Below are 11,803 nucleotides of genomic sequence, written 5' to 3'. Positions count from 1 at the left end.
GGGCAATCACAGATGGTCGAAGATTCGCCTCAGCGTCCCGACGGGCAGGTGACAGCCTCCAGACAGGGCGCCCGGAACAGCTCGCCATGCCAGAGCCCGGCCAGGGTGCGGACCATGACCTGCAGCCAGATCAGCGCCAGTCCCAGGGCCAGGACCGCCCCGGCCAGCGCGAAGAATCCAAGGCCAGTGCGGTGCGCCAGCTCGAAGGTGGCCAGGGTGAAGACCCCGAGGGGGAAGGTGAAGCCCCACCAGCCGAGGTTGAAACGCATCGCCTGGCCCAGGTGCCGGCGAGTGCAGAGCAGGGCCATGGCCAACCACCAGGCGGCGGCGCCCCAGAGCAGCAACCCGGCCATCAGGCCAAGGTCCCGGGCGACCCCGGCGACACCTTCCAGGGTGGTACCGGCGAAGGCTTCGGGCATCGCCCGGCCCAGGCTCAGCAGTCCGAGGCAGCCGGTGGCCAGCGGCCCCACCGGCAGCCAGCTGGTGGCGGCGAACTCGCTGCCCGGCAGCTTGTGCAGGGTCAGTCGCAACAGCACCAGGGTGATCAGGGAAAACGCCAGGGACAGGGACAGCCCCCACAGCAGATAGCCGATCACCAGCACCTGCCGCGCCGCCTCGGGCGCCAGGTGCGGGGCCAGGCCGCCCGCCGACGCCGCCGCCACCTCCGGCGCGACGATGGGCAGCAACCAGACCGCCGTGAGCTTCTCCAGCGCGTGGGACTGATGGGTGAACATCAGGTAAGGCACCAGCAGGGCCACGCCCAGGGCCAGCGCGACGTCCCCCCACCAGAGCGCCTCGGCGAGTGCGACGGCACGTGCGCCCCAATGCGGCACGCCGAACAGCAGCAGGCCGTTGATGAAGGTGGCCAGGCCCATGGGGACGGCACCGAGGAACATGGACTGCACCGGGTGCAGCAGCATGGGCTTCAGAGTGTCGCGAAACAGCGCCAGGCGGGCTCCGAACAGCAGCGCGAAGCCGAGGAAAAGCATGCCGTTGAACAGCCACAGCCCTTCCGCCAGGCGGCGCTCCGGTGCGCCACCCCAGGGGAGCGAGGCCATCACCAGTGCCAGGACGCCTGTACCCATGGTCACGGCGAACCAGCTGGGGGTGAACTGGCGGACGAAGGCGAAGGGTTCGGCGAGTCGGGTGAAGGGGCGCGGCATGCTGGACTCCGGTCGGGTGATCCCGTGGCGGGAAATGCAGCCAGGCTAGGCAAGCGCGTGCTATATGAAAAATACATATTCAGCATTCTATGCATGCCTTCCATTTATGAATCTTCACCATCTCAAGGTCTTCCTCGCCGTCGCCGAGAGCGGCAGCATCAGCGCCGGGGCCAACCGCCTGTTCATCAGCCAGCCGGCCGTGACCCGGGAAATCCGCGACCTCGAGGCCAGCGTCGGGCTCGCCCTGTTCGACCGCCGCCCACGCGGCGTAACCCTGACCGAAGCCGGCCAGCGCCTGCTGCACTACGCCCAGCGCATCTTCGCCCTGGAAGCCGCCGCCGAGCGGGAGCTGCGGGACTTCGCCGACCTGGACGAGGGCGAACTGCGGCTGGGCGCCAGCGCCACCCTGGGCAGCTACCTGCTGCCGGCGCTGATCGAGGACTTCCACCGGCGACACCCCGCCCTGTCGGTGGAGCTGCTGGTGAGCAACACCCACGAAGTCGCGGCACAGCTGGAGGACGGCCGCATCAGCCTGGGCTTCGTCGAGGGCGCCTTCGACACCGACGCCTTCGCCAGCCAGCTGCTGGACCGCGACCGCCTGCTGCCGGTGGCCGGCCCCCGGCATCCGCTGGCCGGATGCCCACACCTGCAACCGGAAGACCTGGCCCCCCATGACCACTACCTGCGGGAACCGGGGTCGGCCACCCGCGCCAGCGTCGAGCGGGCCTACCGGGAGCGAGGCATCGAGCTGCGGGTCCGCATGTCCCTCGGCAGCAGCGAGGCCCTCAAGCGCCTGGTGCGCGAAGGGCGCGGCATCGCCTGGCTGTCGCCGCTCATGGTCCGCGACGAGTTGGCGGACGGGCGTCTGGTGCGCCTGGACGTGGACGGCCTGGCCATCGAACGGGAGTTCCACGCCCTCTGGCGCCCCGGCCAGCGCCTGAGCCCCGCGCCCGCCGCCTTCCTGGCGCTCGCGCGGCAGCCCCGATGACCACCGATCAGCCAATATCAAAACTTTTTGATATTGGCATTGCAGGCCTCCGACCCGGGGACTAGACTGCGCGCCCTATGAGCCTGCGCGTACCCCAGATCCGTCACGACGACAGCGACGAGCTGGCCGCCCTGTGCAAGGCCGGCGGCGACCCGCTGCGGCTGAACGTGCTGCGAGCCCTGGCCAACGACTCGTTCGGCGTCCTGGAACTGGCGCAGATCTTCGCCACCGGCCAGTCCGGCATGAGCCACCACCTCAAGGTCCTGGCCCAGGCGGGCCTGGTGGCCACCCGGCGCGAAGGCAACGCGATCTTCTACCGCCGCGCCCTGGCCCAGAGCGAACGGATCGGCGGCACACTGCACGCCGCCCTGCTGGCCGAAGTGGACGACCTGGCGCTGCCGGCGGACATCACCGCCCGCATCGCCGAGGTGCATGCCCAGCGCGAGGCGGTGAGCCGCGACTACTTCGCCCGCACGGCGGATAAATTCCAGGCCCAGCAGGACCTGATCGCAGGACTGCCGCAATACCGCGATAGCGTACTGGCGGTACTCGACGCCCTGGGTTTCGGAGCCGAGGCCAGTGCCCTGGAAGTCGGTCCCGGCGACGGCGGTTTCCTGCCCGACCTGGCCCGGCGCTTCGCCCGCGTCACCGCGCTAGACAACAGCCCGGCGATGCTCGACCTGGCGCGTACACGCTGCCAGGAGGAAGGCCTCGGCAATGTCGAACTGCGACTGGCCGACGCCCTGAACGACCCGCAGGCGGCCGCCGACTGTGTGGTGCTGAACATGGTCCTGCACCATTTCGCGGCACCGGCCGATGCGATGAAACAGTTGGCCCAGCGGGTGCAGCCGGGAGGCAGCCTGCTGGTGACCGAGTTGTGCAGCCACAACCAGAGTTGGGCCAGGGAGGCCTGCGGCGATCTATGGTTGGGCTTCGAACAGGACGACCTGGCCCGTTGGGCCAATGCCGCGGGGCTCACGCCCGGCGAGAGCCTCTACATTGGCTTGCGAAACGGCTTTCAGATTCAGGTGCGGCACTTCGCCAAGCCGGATTCACGAAGCGAACTCACCCACCGGTAACTAATAGGAAAACCGATAGATGAGCGAATACTCCCTGTTTACCTCCGAATCCGTGTCCGAAGGCCATCCGGACAAGATCGCCGACCAGATTTCCGATGCCGTGCTCGACGCCATCATCGCCCAGGACAAGCACGCCCGCGTCGCCTGCGAAACCCTGGTCAAGACCGGTGTCGCCATCATCGCCGGTGAAGTGACCACCTCCGCCTGGGTCGACCTGGAGGAGCTGGTGCGCAAGGTCATCATCGACATCGGCTACGACAGCTCCGACGTCGGCTTCGACGGCGCCACCTGCGGCATCCTCAACATCATTGGCAAGCAGTCCCCCGACATCAACCAGGGCGTGGACCGCGCCAAGCCGGAAGACCAGGGCGCCGGTGACCAGGGCCTGATGTTCGGCTACGCCAGCAACGAAACCGACGTGCTGATGCCCGCCCCCATCTGCTTCTCCCACCGTCTGGTGGAGCGCCAGGCCGAGGCCCGCAAGTCCGGCCTGCTGCCCTGGCTGCGCCCGGACGCCAAGAGCCAGGTCACCTGCCGCTACGAGAACGGCAAGGTGGTCGGCATCGACGCCGTGGTGCTGTCCACCCAGCACAACCCCGACGTGAAGTACTCCGACCTGCGCGAAGGCGTGATGGAACTGATCGTCAAGCATGTGCTGCCGGCCGAACTGCTGCACAAGGACACCCAGTTCCACATCAACCCGACCGGCAATTTCGTGATCGGTGGCCCGGTGGGCGACTGCGGCCTGACCGGTCGCAAGATCATCGTCGACTCCTACGGCGGCATGGCCCGCCACGGCGGCGGCGCCTTCTCCGGTAAGGACCCGTCCAAGGTCGACCGCTCCGCCGCCTACGCCGGCCGCTACGTGGCCAAGAACATCGTCGCCGCGGGCCTCGCCGAGCGTTGCGAGATCCAGGTGTCCTACGCCATCGGCGTGGCCCAGCCCACCTCCATCTCCATCAACACCTTCGGCACCGGCAAGATCAGCGACGAGAAGATCGTCCAGCTGGTTCGCGAGCATTTCGACCTGCGTCCCTATGCCATCACCCGGATGCTCGACCTGCTGCACCCGATGTACCAGCCGACCGCGGCCTACGGCCACTTCGGTCGCAATCCCTATGAAATGACCTACGGTGACGACACCTTCACCGCATTCACCTGGGAACGGACCGACAAGGCCGAAGCCCTGCGCGCCGCCGCCGGCCTCTGACGAGCCCGACCGGCCACACGAAAAGCCCCGCCCCGCGCGGGGCTTTTTCATGCTGGCCGCACCCGGTCGCCGACCGAATCTCCCGACAGGCAACAGCGTCCCGCCCCACAGGGCATTCAGCCCCCCGGGCCCCACCCGCTTCCTAGACTGGCCACCTCCCCCCAGAGCAAGGAGGCTCGCCATGCCGCGTCGCATCGTTCCCCTCACCCTCGCACTGCTGCCCCTCGCCACACTGACCTGCTCTTGCGGGTCTCCCGAGCGAGCGCGCCTCGAACTGGAACAGTTACTCAGTCAGATCGATCCTATGGGACCGGGACTATAGTTTCTGCTGTTCTTGAGATTTATTCTCCTATTCTGCAGGGCTTTTCTTGCATTTATCGCGGCAACCCCACCTAACAAAGACCTGCATAAGTTGCTTTGATAGCGCTCATTCGAATTGACCCTCCCTGAGGTTGCTGAGTGAGCGATGCTTATGTCTGAGCGTTCGATTTCGGAGTGGCGCTATTTGGCTGAGAAAGAAATTTCTTGTGCAGATAGCTGTGAGGATATCTCTGCGGCCTTGACACAAGCGGCATCGCACCTGGGATTTGATAATTGCTCATGCATGATTTCAATTGCATCCTCATTCAAGTCAAGGTGCTTTCAATTTATCGGCGAGCATCTTGAACGATGCGCAAGAGAATCATTCGACAACTGGCCACTATTCCGAAAGGGAGTTATTCAAGACCACATGAATGATGAAGGAATGATCGTTTTGGAGGGAGATCATTTTCTTGATAGAAACACAGGAGGAAGGGGACAGGAAAATAGAGAAAACTTTGGCGTGGCTTGTGTTGTTTTCCCACGACCACCTATAACTGGAGTCGTGGTATTAGCTAGAGAAAGTAAAAGCATAACCGAGGAAGAGTACAAGGTTCTGAGTTGCGAGTTCAGGTACTTGGTCATTCAGGCTATATACAAATTATCTTCTCTAGGCGAAAAAACCATTACCCATAGAAAGACACCATTGAGCATCAGGGAGACCCAAGTCCTTAGATGCATTGCTGACGGCGACACATCTAAGCAAACGGCAAGATCTCTTTCCATATCAGTTGATACAGTGAATTTTCACCTGAGAAACATCTATAACAAGTTGGGAGCTTGTAATAATGCACAGGCTGCAGCCTATGCGGCTATCCATGGACTGATTTAGCTCTCGGGTAAGAATTGGAGAAAATCCAGACAGGAAAAATCTGAGCAGAGAGACTACAAGTTTTAGTAGTTTTGATTATGCCCATGTGATGTTTACTACAGGCGTCAGCTGAGCAACTAAATCGGCAGACACAAAGCCAATCAACTCAAGGAGAGTAGACATGGGACGTAAACGCTCAGAGCGCACAGGTGGAATCTGGCATATGAGTCCACAGCAAGGAGAGTTGACTCAAAGTGAAATTGAGTTCTTCAAGGAAGAACTCAAGGAAGTGGAACCAAATGATGTAGCTGAGCTCATTGATTCAGCTGCAATGCCAGAGTAAGCCAAATGAGTAGCGCGAGGTATCTCGCGCTACTCTATAGGAAGAGCTATGGATATCCATAACTACGAAAGGGAAAACCTTGGAGCCTCAAGGATATTGATATTAAAAAATTGTTTCAAGTCTCTAGGACTGGACAGTGTGATTGACAAGATAGATGAAAGTATTGCCATTGCTGCACTTTATGCTCAAGGAAAGTTGATCGCAGAGGGGGCAGGCAAAGGAAAGTCTTGCGAAATTGGTGCGCTGGCTGAGGCTTTTGAGCATTATTGTTTGCAGAATGAGATCTTAAATGAAACACCAATCGAAGCTGCCAAGATCGCTAAGCAGCACGCGCTGCATTCTGACGGAGTAATTCAAAGCCTAAGCTGCTTCAACGAACATGTCGAAGTGGTTAAGTTTAAGAGTTTATTTGGGGAGGACGAGATCGCTATTCCCCAGCTTCTTGTTAGCCCCCGTGATGCTTTACCTGAAGGTATTTGCCATAAAATTATAGAGCGCTACGCCACCAACTCAGGAACTGCTCTAGGGTGCAGTTTTGAGGAAGCAATCCTGCACGGTTTAAATGAAGTAATTGAGCGCCACATCCTGTCACTGCTTATGCTTGATTCTATCGGGGAAGAATGCGAGGTAAAAATCCATGAAATATCCAAGAAGAATATAAATTGCTTGCTTTCCTGCATTGACTTTAAACCTCATGGCAGCATCAGGGTTTATTTCGTTGATGAATTGCTTGGTTCTTTTTTTTGCCTTGCAGTAAGGGATGGAGAAGAAGATACTTTTTCTCTACCGCAGATCGGATCAGGATGCTCACAATCATTCTTGTTGGCATTTAGCAGGGCCGTATTTGAACTGGTTCAAGCTGAGACGCTGTACGGGTATGAAGAGCGCTGCATCGATGAGCAAGCGATTAGGATTATTTCTCGATCCAAGCGTTTAGAAGGCTTACGAAAAATGCGCCCTATAAGCTCAAAGGTGACTGATTATTTACCAGAACCAAATGGGAAATTTCCTAATAGGCCACGCGAACAAGTTAATAGTGCTCTTAATAGCCTTAAGCGCAGCGAATTCGCACCCTATTATAGGGTACTGAATGAAATGGCAAGTTCTGTTTTTGTGGTTCAAGTTTACGTGCCCGGCATGGAGCGCTTCAACTTGATCAGAAGTGGAAAGTGGGTAGCGCCACACGCCGCATTATTACATTCGCCTTTTGACAAGGAAAGCTGAACCAATGCTGGACCAGAGAATAATAACCGCATTAGGGTCTCGCCCATGGAAAGTTCTTCAGGTTCTTCTCTTCGTCTCACTTAGCAAGCTTACGTTTGTTGCGGCTCCAATATTGCTTGGCCATATCGTTGATGGATTGACGTCGGAAAGAAGTTATTCCGAGAGAATCCCCATACTGCTTGTTGCGTTCTGCATAGCAGGAGCAGTTCAAGTAGTTATCAATCCCTTGCAGTCTCTACACCTATCTAGGTTGGTTCAGGACTGCGTTTATGAGAGTTCATTGCAATGGGCGCGTAGTGTTATGGGGAAGGAGTTTGAGGTTTTTTCCTCTCTCCGAATAGGCGGATTAATAAACACTGTTGATCGCGGAATTACAGCTTATGAAAGACTACTAGGATTTCTACTCATTTCGGGAGTGCCTCTTGCAATAGAAATCGCAATTGTGGGCGGCGTACTTTTGTTCTATGGGGGTATTGGGGTTTTTTTCACTGTCCTCTGCACTGCATTAAGTTATCTTTACCTTAACCATCGGATAATACGCTGGCGCAGATGCCATATCGATAATCTGAATGATCAAGAGGACGAGGTTGCATCGAGCTTCGCACAGACATTTACTGCTGCGAAGGCAATAAAATGCGAGGGAACTCCAGAGTCAGCTTTTTTATCACTAGACAATGCTTATCGTAATTATGCGTTGAGTGCGGTTAGAATTGGGTTTTCCGCATCAATACTGGGCTCTGTCAAGGCACTATTCATTTGTTTATCAACAGCCGGAATCCTTCTCTTCGGGTTCGTGGATCAACTGTCAGCCGCCCCTTTCATGACGGTTGGTGAAATGGTTGCAATGTTCACTATTGCCACGGCCTTCTTCAATAATGTTGCCTCAGTAGCAGAGGCTCATCGTTTTACCGATCAATTTTCCTCTGATCAGAGGCGATTTCAGCAAATATTAGATTTGCAAGATTTTAGAAAAAACACCTGTCTTGATGATAAAAAGGAAACTGAAGTAGAAGTTTTGACGCTGGAGCCGTTTTCTGTTCAGCGGCCTGAGGCCAATCTCCTTGAGCTCGTAGAGCCTCTATCAATTATGAAAGGCGAAAGCATTGCTATTGTCGGCAGCAGCGGTGCTGGCAAGACAACATTGCTCGAAGCACTCGCGGGCGTCTTGGTTGAATCCACCAACACCTTGAAATTAGATAGCGCCTATTTGAGTAGCTTTTCAAGCAAAGATCAATTTTCTCTTCTTCGATACTGCCCACAGTCGCCCTGTATCTTAAGCGGAAACATCACTGACTCAGCACTCTTCGGGCAGGCGTGCGATCAAGCTGAACTTGCCTATTATCTGAGACTTATAGCATTGCCCCGACTTGCTTCCGAGTTAAGAACTTTTGAAATAGAGAATCAGGGAACAAATCTCTCCGGAGGGGAACTTAAGCGTCTTTCGCTGCTGCGGGTAATCATGAGGCCGGGAGCATTCAATTTGTTTGATGAGCCAACAGCTTCGTTGGACGCTGCTTCAGCGGAGCGGGTTTGGAGCTTACTATTCGAACGTTTCAAAGGTCGGGCATTAATTTGTGCTACCCATGATCTTGAGTCTCTTAGTAGATTTGATCGAGTCTTAGTCGTTCACGCTGGGAGGATCATAGCCGTAGGCGAATGGAGTGAACTATCAGGAAACGAACGAATAACATCTATCCTTAAACAACAGATACAAGAGAACGATTCGGAGCGTAAATTCGATCGAGACTGATTGATGGGCTAGTGCGTCAAGTCTGTAGAGTGCCATGCTTCGATCACTCCTCGCTTGGCAGTTGGTTACGGCTCATCCCTGCATTCTTTCGATCCTGCTGCATGTCTGTGGCTGGCGCTCGATCACCGACTGGTACCAGCGCCCTTTCCCGAGGTGCGGCGCATGCTGCCGCCGACGAATGATTACGGGCATCTGGAGATGGGGGCGTGGTGCGCTAGATTGTCAACACAGGCCTTCTATAGCCATCCACCAAAACGGCCGCACGGCCGCCACGGCGGCGGCGCCTTCTCCGGCAAGGACCCGTCCAAGGTCGACCGCGGCCTACGGCCACTTCGGCCGCAATCCCTATGAAATGACCTACGGTGACGACACCTTCACCGCATTCACCTGGGAAAGGACCGACAAGGCCGAAGCCCTGCGCGCCGCCGCCGGCCTCTGACGAGCCCGACCGGCCACACGAAAAGCCCCGCCCCGCGCGGGGCTTTTTCATGCTGGCCGCACCCGGTCGCCGACCGAATCTCCCGACAGGCAACAGCGTCCCGCCCCACAGGGCATTCAGCCCCCCGGGCCCCACCCGCTTCCTAGACTGGCCACCTCCCCCCGAAGCAAGGAGGCTCGCCATGCCGCGTCGCATCGTTCCCCTCACCCTCGCCCTGCTGCCCATCCTCGCCACGCCCTGCCCCCGCTGGACCCCGGACCGCGCGGCTACCGAGCTGGAGCTGCTGGCCAGCCAGATCGGCCAATGGAACCTGGACTACCACCGCCTGGGCCGCTCGTCGGTGGACGACGAACTCTACGACCAGGCACGCGCCAGGCTCGAGCTGCTCCGCGACTGCTTCCCGGAGGTCGCACCGGAGCCACCCGACCCTCTGGCGGGCAACCGGGGGCCTCTGCCCCACCCGGTGCCCCAGACCGGCCTGGACAAGCTCGGCGGCCCGGACAGCCTCGAAGCGTGGCTGGGGCAGCGTCGGGACCTCTGGGTCCAGCCCAAGGTGGACGGGGTCGCCGTCACCCTGGAGTACCGCAAGGACCGGCTGGTGCGCGCCATCAGCCGGGGCGACGGCCGCCACGGCCAGGACTGGAGCGCCCAGGCCCGCCGGATACCGGCCATTCCCAAACTCCTGCCCGGCCTGGGCGATGCCGTGCTCCAAGGCGAGCTGTACTGGCGCCTGGCGGACCACGTGCAGGCCGAGCGCGGCGGCCAGGGCGCCCGGGGCAAGGTGGCGGGCCTGCTCAACCGCCGCGAACTGAAGACGGCAGACGCCGCCGGCATCGGCCTCTTCGTCTGGGACTGGCCGGACGGCCCGATGGACATGGAAGCGCGGCTGGACGGCCTGGAGCGGCTGGGATTCGTCGATGCCAAGGCCCTCACCCGCCCGGTGGCGGGCGCCGACGAGGTGGCCGCCTGGCGCCAGCGCTGGTACCGCTCGCCACTGCCCTTCGCCAGCGATGGCGTGGTGATCCGCCAGGGCCGGCGCCCCGCGGCGTCACGCTGGAAGCCGGAGCCGCCGCACTGGGCCGTCGCCTGGAAATACCCCTACGGCAAGGCACTGGCCGAGGTCCGCGCGGTGACTTTCAGGGTCGGCCGGACCGGACGCATCACACCGCTGCTGCGCCTGCAGCCGGTGGAGCTGGACGGCCGTCGCATCCGCCAGCTGGGCCTGGGCTCCCTGGAGCGCTGGCAGGCGCTGGATGTCCGCCCCGGCGACCAGGTGGCCATCGTCCTGGCCGGGCTCACCATTCCACGGCTGGACAGCGTGGTGCTGCGCGCCGCCGAGCGAGCGCCGGTAGCCGTTCCCGATGCCGGGCGCCATCACGCCCTCAGCTGCTTCCGACCGAGCCCCGGGTGCGAAGAGCAGTTCCTCGCCCGCCTGGAATGGCTGGGCGGCAAGGGCGGCCTGGACCTGCGGGGCCTGGGGCGCGGCACCTGGGCACGACTGGGGCTGGAGGGGATGCTGGACTGGCTGGGGCTGGACGCCGAGACGCTTCAGGCCAGGCCCGGAATCGGCCGGGCGCGGGCCCAGGCGTTGCAGGCGAGTTTCACCGCGGCGAGGCAACGGCCCTTCACGCGCTGGCTCAAGGCCCTCGGGCTGCCACCCAGCGGCGGAGCGGCGCTGCAGGGGGACTGGCAGGAACTGAGCGAACGGACGGCGCTGGACTGGCAATCCCGGGACGGCCTGGGACCGGTGCGGGCCGAGCGTCTGGTGGCCTTCTTCCAGCACCCGGAGGTCCAGGCCCTGGCGGCCACGCTGCAAGCCGAGGGGATCAGCGGCTTCGCGCCTCAGTAGGCGCGGAATTCCTGGTGACAGGCCTCGCAGCCGTCCTCCACCTTCTGCACCAGGGGCGCGACACCCTGGGCGGTGAAGGGACGCACCTTCACCGCGCTGGCCAGCTGGACCGTGGCGGCCTCCAGTTCCCGGGCCAATGCCTGGAAACGCTCCTGGCGCTGCCAGACCTCGTCGCGGGCGGCGCTGTCGGCATCGCCCTCATGGGCCTGCGGGAAATGCTGCCAGGGCTGGCGGGACAGTTCCTCCAGGCGGACGGCGCCCTGGGCGAAGCGGTCGTCATCGAAGGCGATGCGTCCACGCAGCATGCCCCCCAGGTCTTCACTGGTGCGGAGCATGTCCTTGAAGATCGCCTGGCGCTTGCCCAGCGGCGAATTGGGGTCAACCCCGCCACAGGCGGCAAGGCCCAGGCAGAGGGCGGCGAGGATCAGAAACTTCTTGGCGTTCATCGGCAGGATCACGGGTCGGGCTTAAGGCGGGCGACAGAGTACTCCCTGGCAGGCGGGTGAAAAACCACCTGCGTTGCCGTCGCGGCGACGAAGACGGCCCCGGATCGCGCCCCTGCCTCACCCGGACCGCCCGTCCCCGCC

Annotated in this window: 10 protein-coding genes and 1 pseudogene; 9 read left to right on the top strand and 2 right to left on the bottom strand. The window is 60.5% G+C overall.

The window, feature by feature from the left end:
* Positions 1-29: 29 nt before the first annotated feature.
* Positions 30-1,163, bottom strand: coding sequence for a TDT family transporter (locus KF707C_RS01675; protein ID WP_003455500.1), 1,134 nt, complete (start codon positions 1,161-1,163; stop codon positions 30-32).
* A 106-nt stretch (positions 1,164-1,269) separates the two neighbouring features.
* On the opposite strand from KF707C_RS01675, the gene KF707C_RS01670 reads away from it, so the two are divergent.
* From KF707C_RS01670 to ligB, 9 genes and pseudogenes are all read left to right on the top strand, one after another.
* The gene (locus KF707C_RS01670; RefSeq protein WP_003455504.1) at positions 1,270-2,151 is read left to right on the top strand and encodes a LysR family transcriptional regulator; all 882 of its coding nucleotides are present in this window, start codon (positions 1,270-1,272) and stop codon (positions 2,149-2,151) included.
* A 77-nt stretch (positions 2,152-2,228) separates the two neighbouring features.
* Positions 2,229-3,230 (top strand): ArsR/SmtB family transcription factor, encoded by a 1,002-nt coding sequence (locus KF707C_RS01665; RefSeq protein WP_003455507.1) that lies wholly within the window; start codon positions 2,229-2,231, stop codon positions 3,228-3,230.
* A gap of 19 nt (positions 3,231-3,249) precedes the next feature.
* Positions 3,250-4,440: a methionine adenosyltransferase gene (metK, locus tag KF707C_RS01660; RefSeq protein ID WP_003455510.1), complete on the top strand. Its 1,191-nt coding sequence runs from the start codon at positions 3,250-3,252 to the stop codon at positions 4,438-4,440.
* A 505-nt stretch (positions 4,441-4,945) separates the two neighbouring features.
* Positions 4,946-5,632 carry a helix-turn-helix transcriptional regulator gene (locus KF707C_RS28965; protein WP_231992298.1) on the top strand — a complete coding sequence of 229 codons (687 nt, stop codon included), beginning with the start codon at positions 4,946-4,948 and terminating at the stop codon, positions 5,630-5,632.
* Between the two features lie 160 nt (positions 5,633-5,792).
* Complete coding sequence (locus tag KF707C_RS29300; RefSeq protein ID WP_158526746.1) at positions 5,793-5,954, top strand: hypothetical protein; 162 nt, start codon at positions 5,793-5,795, stop codon at positions 5,952-5,954.
* Between the two features lie 48 nt (positions 5,955-6,002).
* Positions 6,003-7,178, top strand: coding sequence for a YcaO-like family protein (locus KF707C_RS01650; protein ID WP_081608123.1), 1,176 nt, complete (start codon positions 6,003-6,005; stop codon positions 7,176-7,178).
* A gap of 4 nt (positions 7,179-7,182) precedes the next feature.
* Positions 7,183-8,928: an ATP-binding cassette domain-containing protein gene (locus KF707C_RS01645; protein WP_003455512.1), complete on the top strand. Its 1,746-nt coding sequence runs from the start codon at positions 7,183-7,185 to the stop codon at positions 8,926-8,928.
* A 307-nt stretch (positions 8,929-9,235) separates the two neighbouring features.
* A pseudogene (locus KF707C_RS01640) lies at positions 9,236-9,367 on the top strand (methionine adenosyltransferase); the annotation flags it as partial.
* Between the two features lie 181 nt (positions 9,368-9,548).
* Entirely contained in the window at positions 9,549-11,216 is a 1,668-nt protein-coding gene (gene ligB, locus KF707C_RS01635; RefSeq protein ID WP_003455515.1) for an NAD-dependent DNA ligase LigB, read from the top strand.
* On the opposite strand, the gene KF707C_RS01630 is transcribed toward ligB, so the two are convergent.
* Positions 11,210-11,662, bottom strand: a complete 453-nt coding sequence (locus tag KF707C_RS01630; RefSeq protein ID WP_036993836.1) for a c-type cytochrome — start codon at positions 11,660-11,662, stop codon at positions 11,210-11,212. The genes ligB and KF707C_RS01630 overlap by 7 nt on opposite strands.
* Positions 11,663-11,803: the final 141 nt, after the last annotated feature.

The sequence above is a fragment of the Pseudomonas furukawaii genome, from assembly GCF_002355475.1.
GTDB classification, from domain to species: domain Bacteria; phylum Pseudomonadota; class Gammaproteobacteria; order Pseudomonadales; family Pseudomonadaceae; genus Metapseudomonas; species Metapseudomonas furukawaii.
The sequence above is the reverse complement of the archived record's forward strand: the minus strand, read 5'-3'. Positions and strand labels throughout refer to the sequence as shown.

Bases quoted from the DNA above. Each gene is read 5' to 3' on its own strand.
- KF707C_RS01630 (WP_036993836.1), bottom strand. From the start codon at position 11,662: ATGAACGCCAAGAAGTTTCTGATCCTCGCCGCCCTCTGCCTGGGCCTT.
- KF707C_RS01645 (WP_003455512.1), top strand. From the start codon at position 7,183: ATGCTGGACCAGAGAATAATAACCGCATTAGGGTCTCGCCCATGGAAA.
- KF707C_RS01670 (WP_003455504.1), top strand. From the start codon at position 1,270: ATGAATCTTCACCATCTCAAGGTCTTCCTCGCCGTCGCCGAGAGCGGC.
- KF707C_RS01675 (WP_003455500.1), bottom strand. From the start codon at position 1,163: ATGCCGCGCCCCTTCACCCGACTCGCCGAACCCTTCGCCTTCGTCCGC.
- ligB (WP_003455515.1), top strand. From the start codon at position 9,549: ATGCCGCGTCGCATCGTTCCCCTCACCCTCGCCCTGCTGCCCATCCTC.
- KF707C_RS01665 (WP_003455507.1), top strand. From the start codon at position 2,229: ATGAGCCTGCGCGTACCCCAGATCCGTCACGACGACAGCGACGAGCTG.
- KF707C_RS01650 (WP_081608123.1), top strand. From the start codon at position 6,003: ATGGATATCCATAACTACGAAAGGGAAAACCTTGGAGCCTCAAGGATA.
- metK (WP_003455510.1), top strand. From the start codon at position 3,250: ATGAGCGAATACTCCCTGTTTACCTCCGAATCCGTGTCCGAAGGCCAT.
- KF707C_RS29300 (WP_158526746.1), top strand. From the start codon at position 5,793: ATGGGACGTAAACGCTCAGAGCGCACAGGTGGAATCTGGCATATGAGT.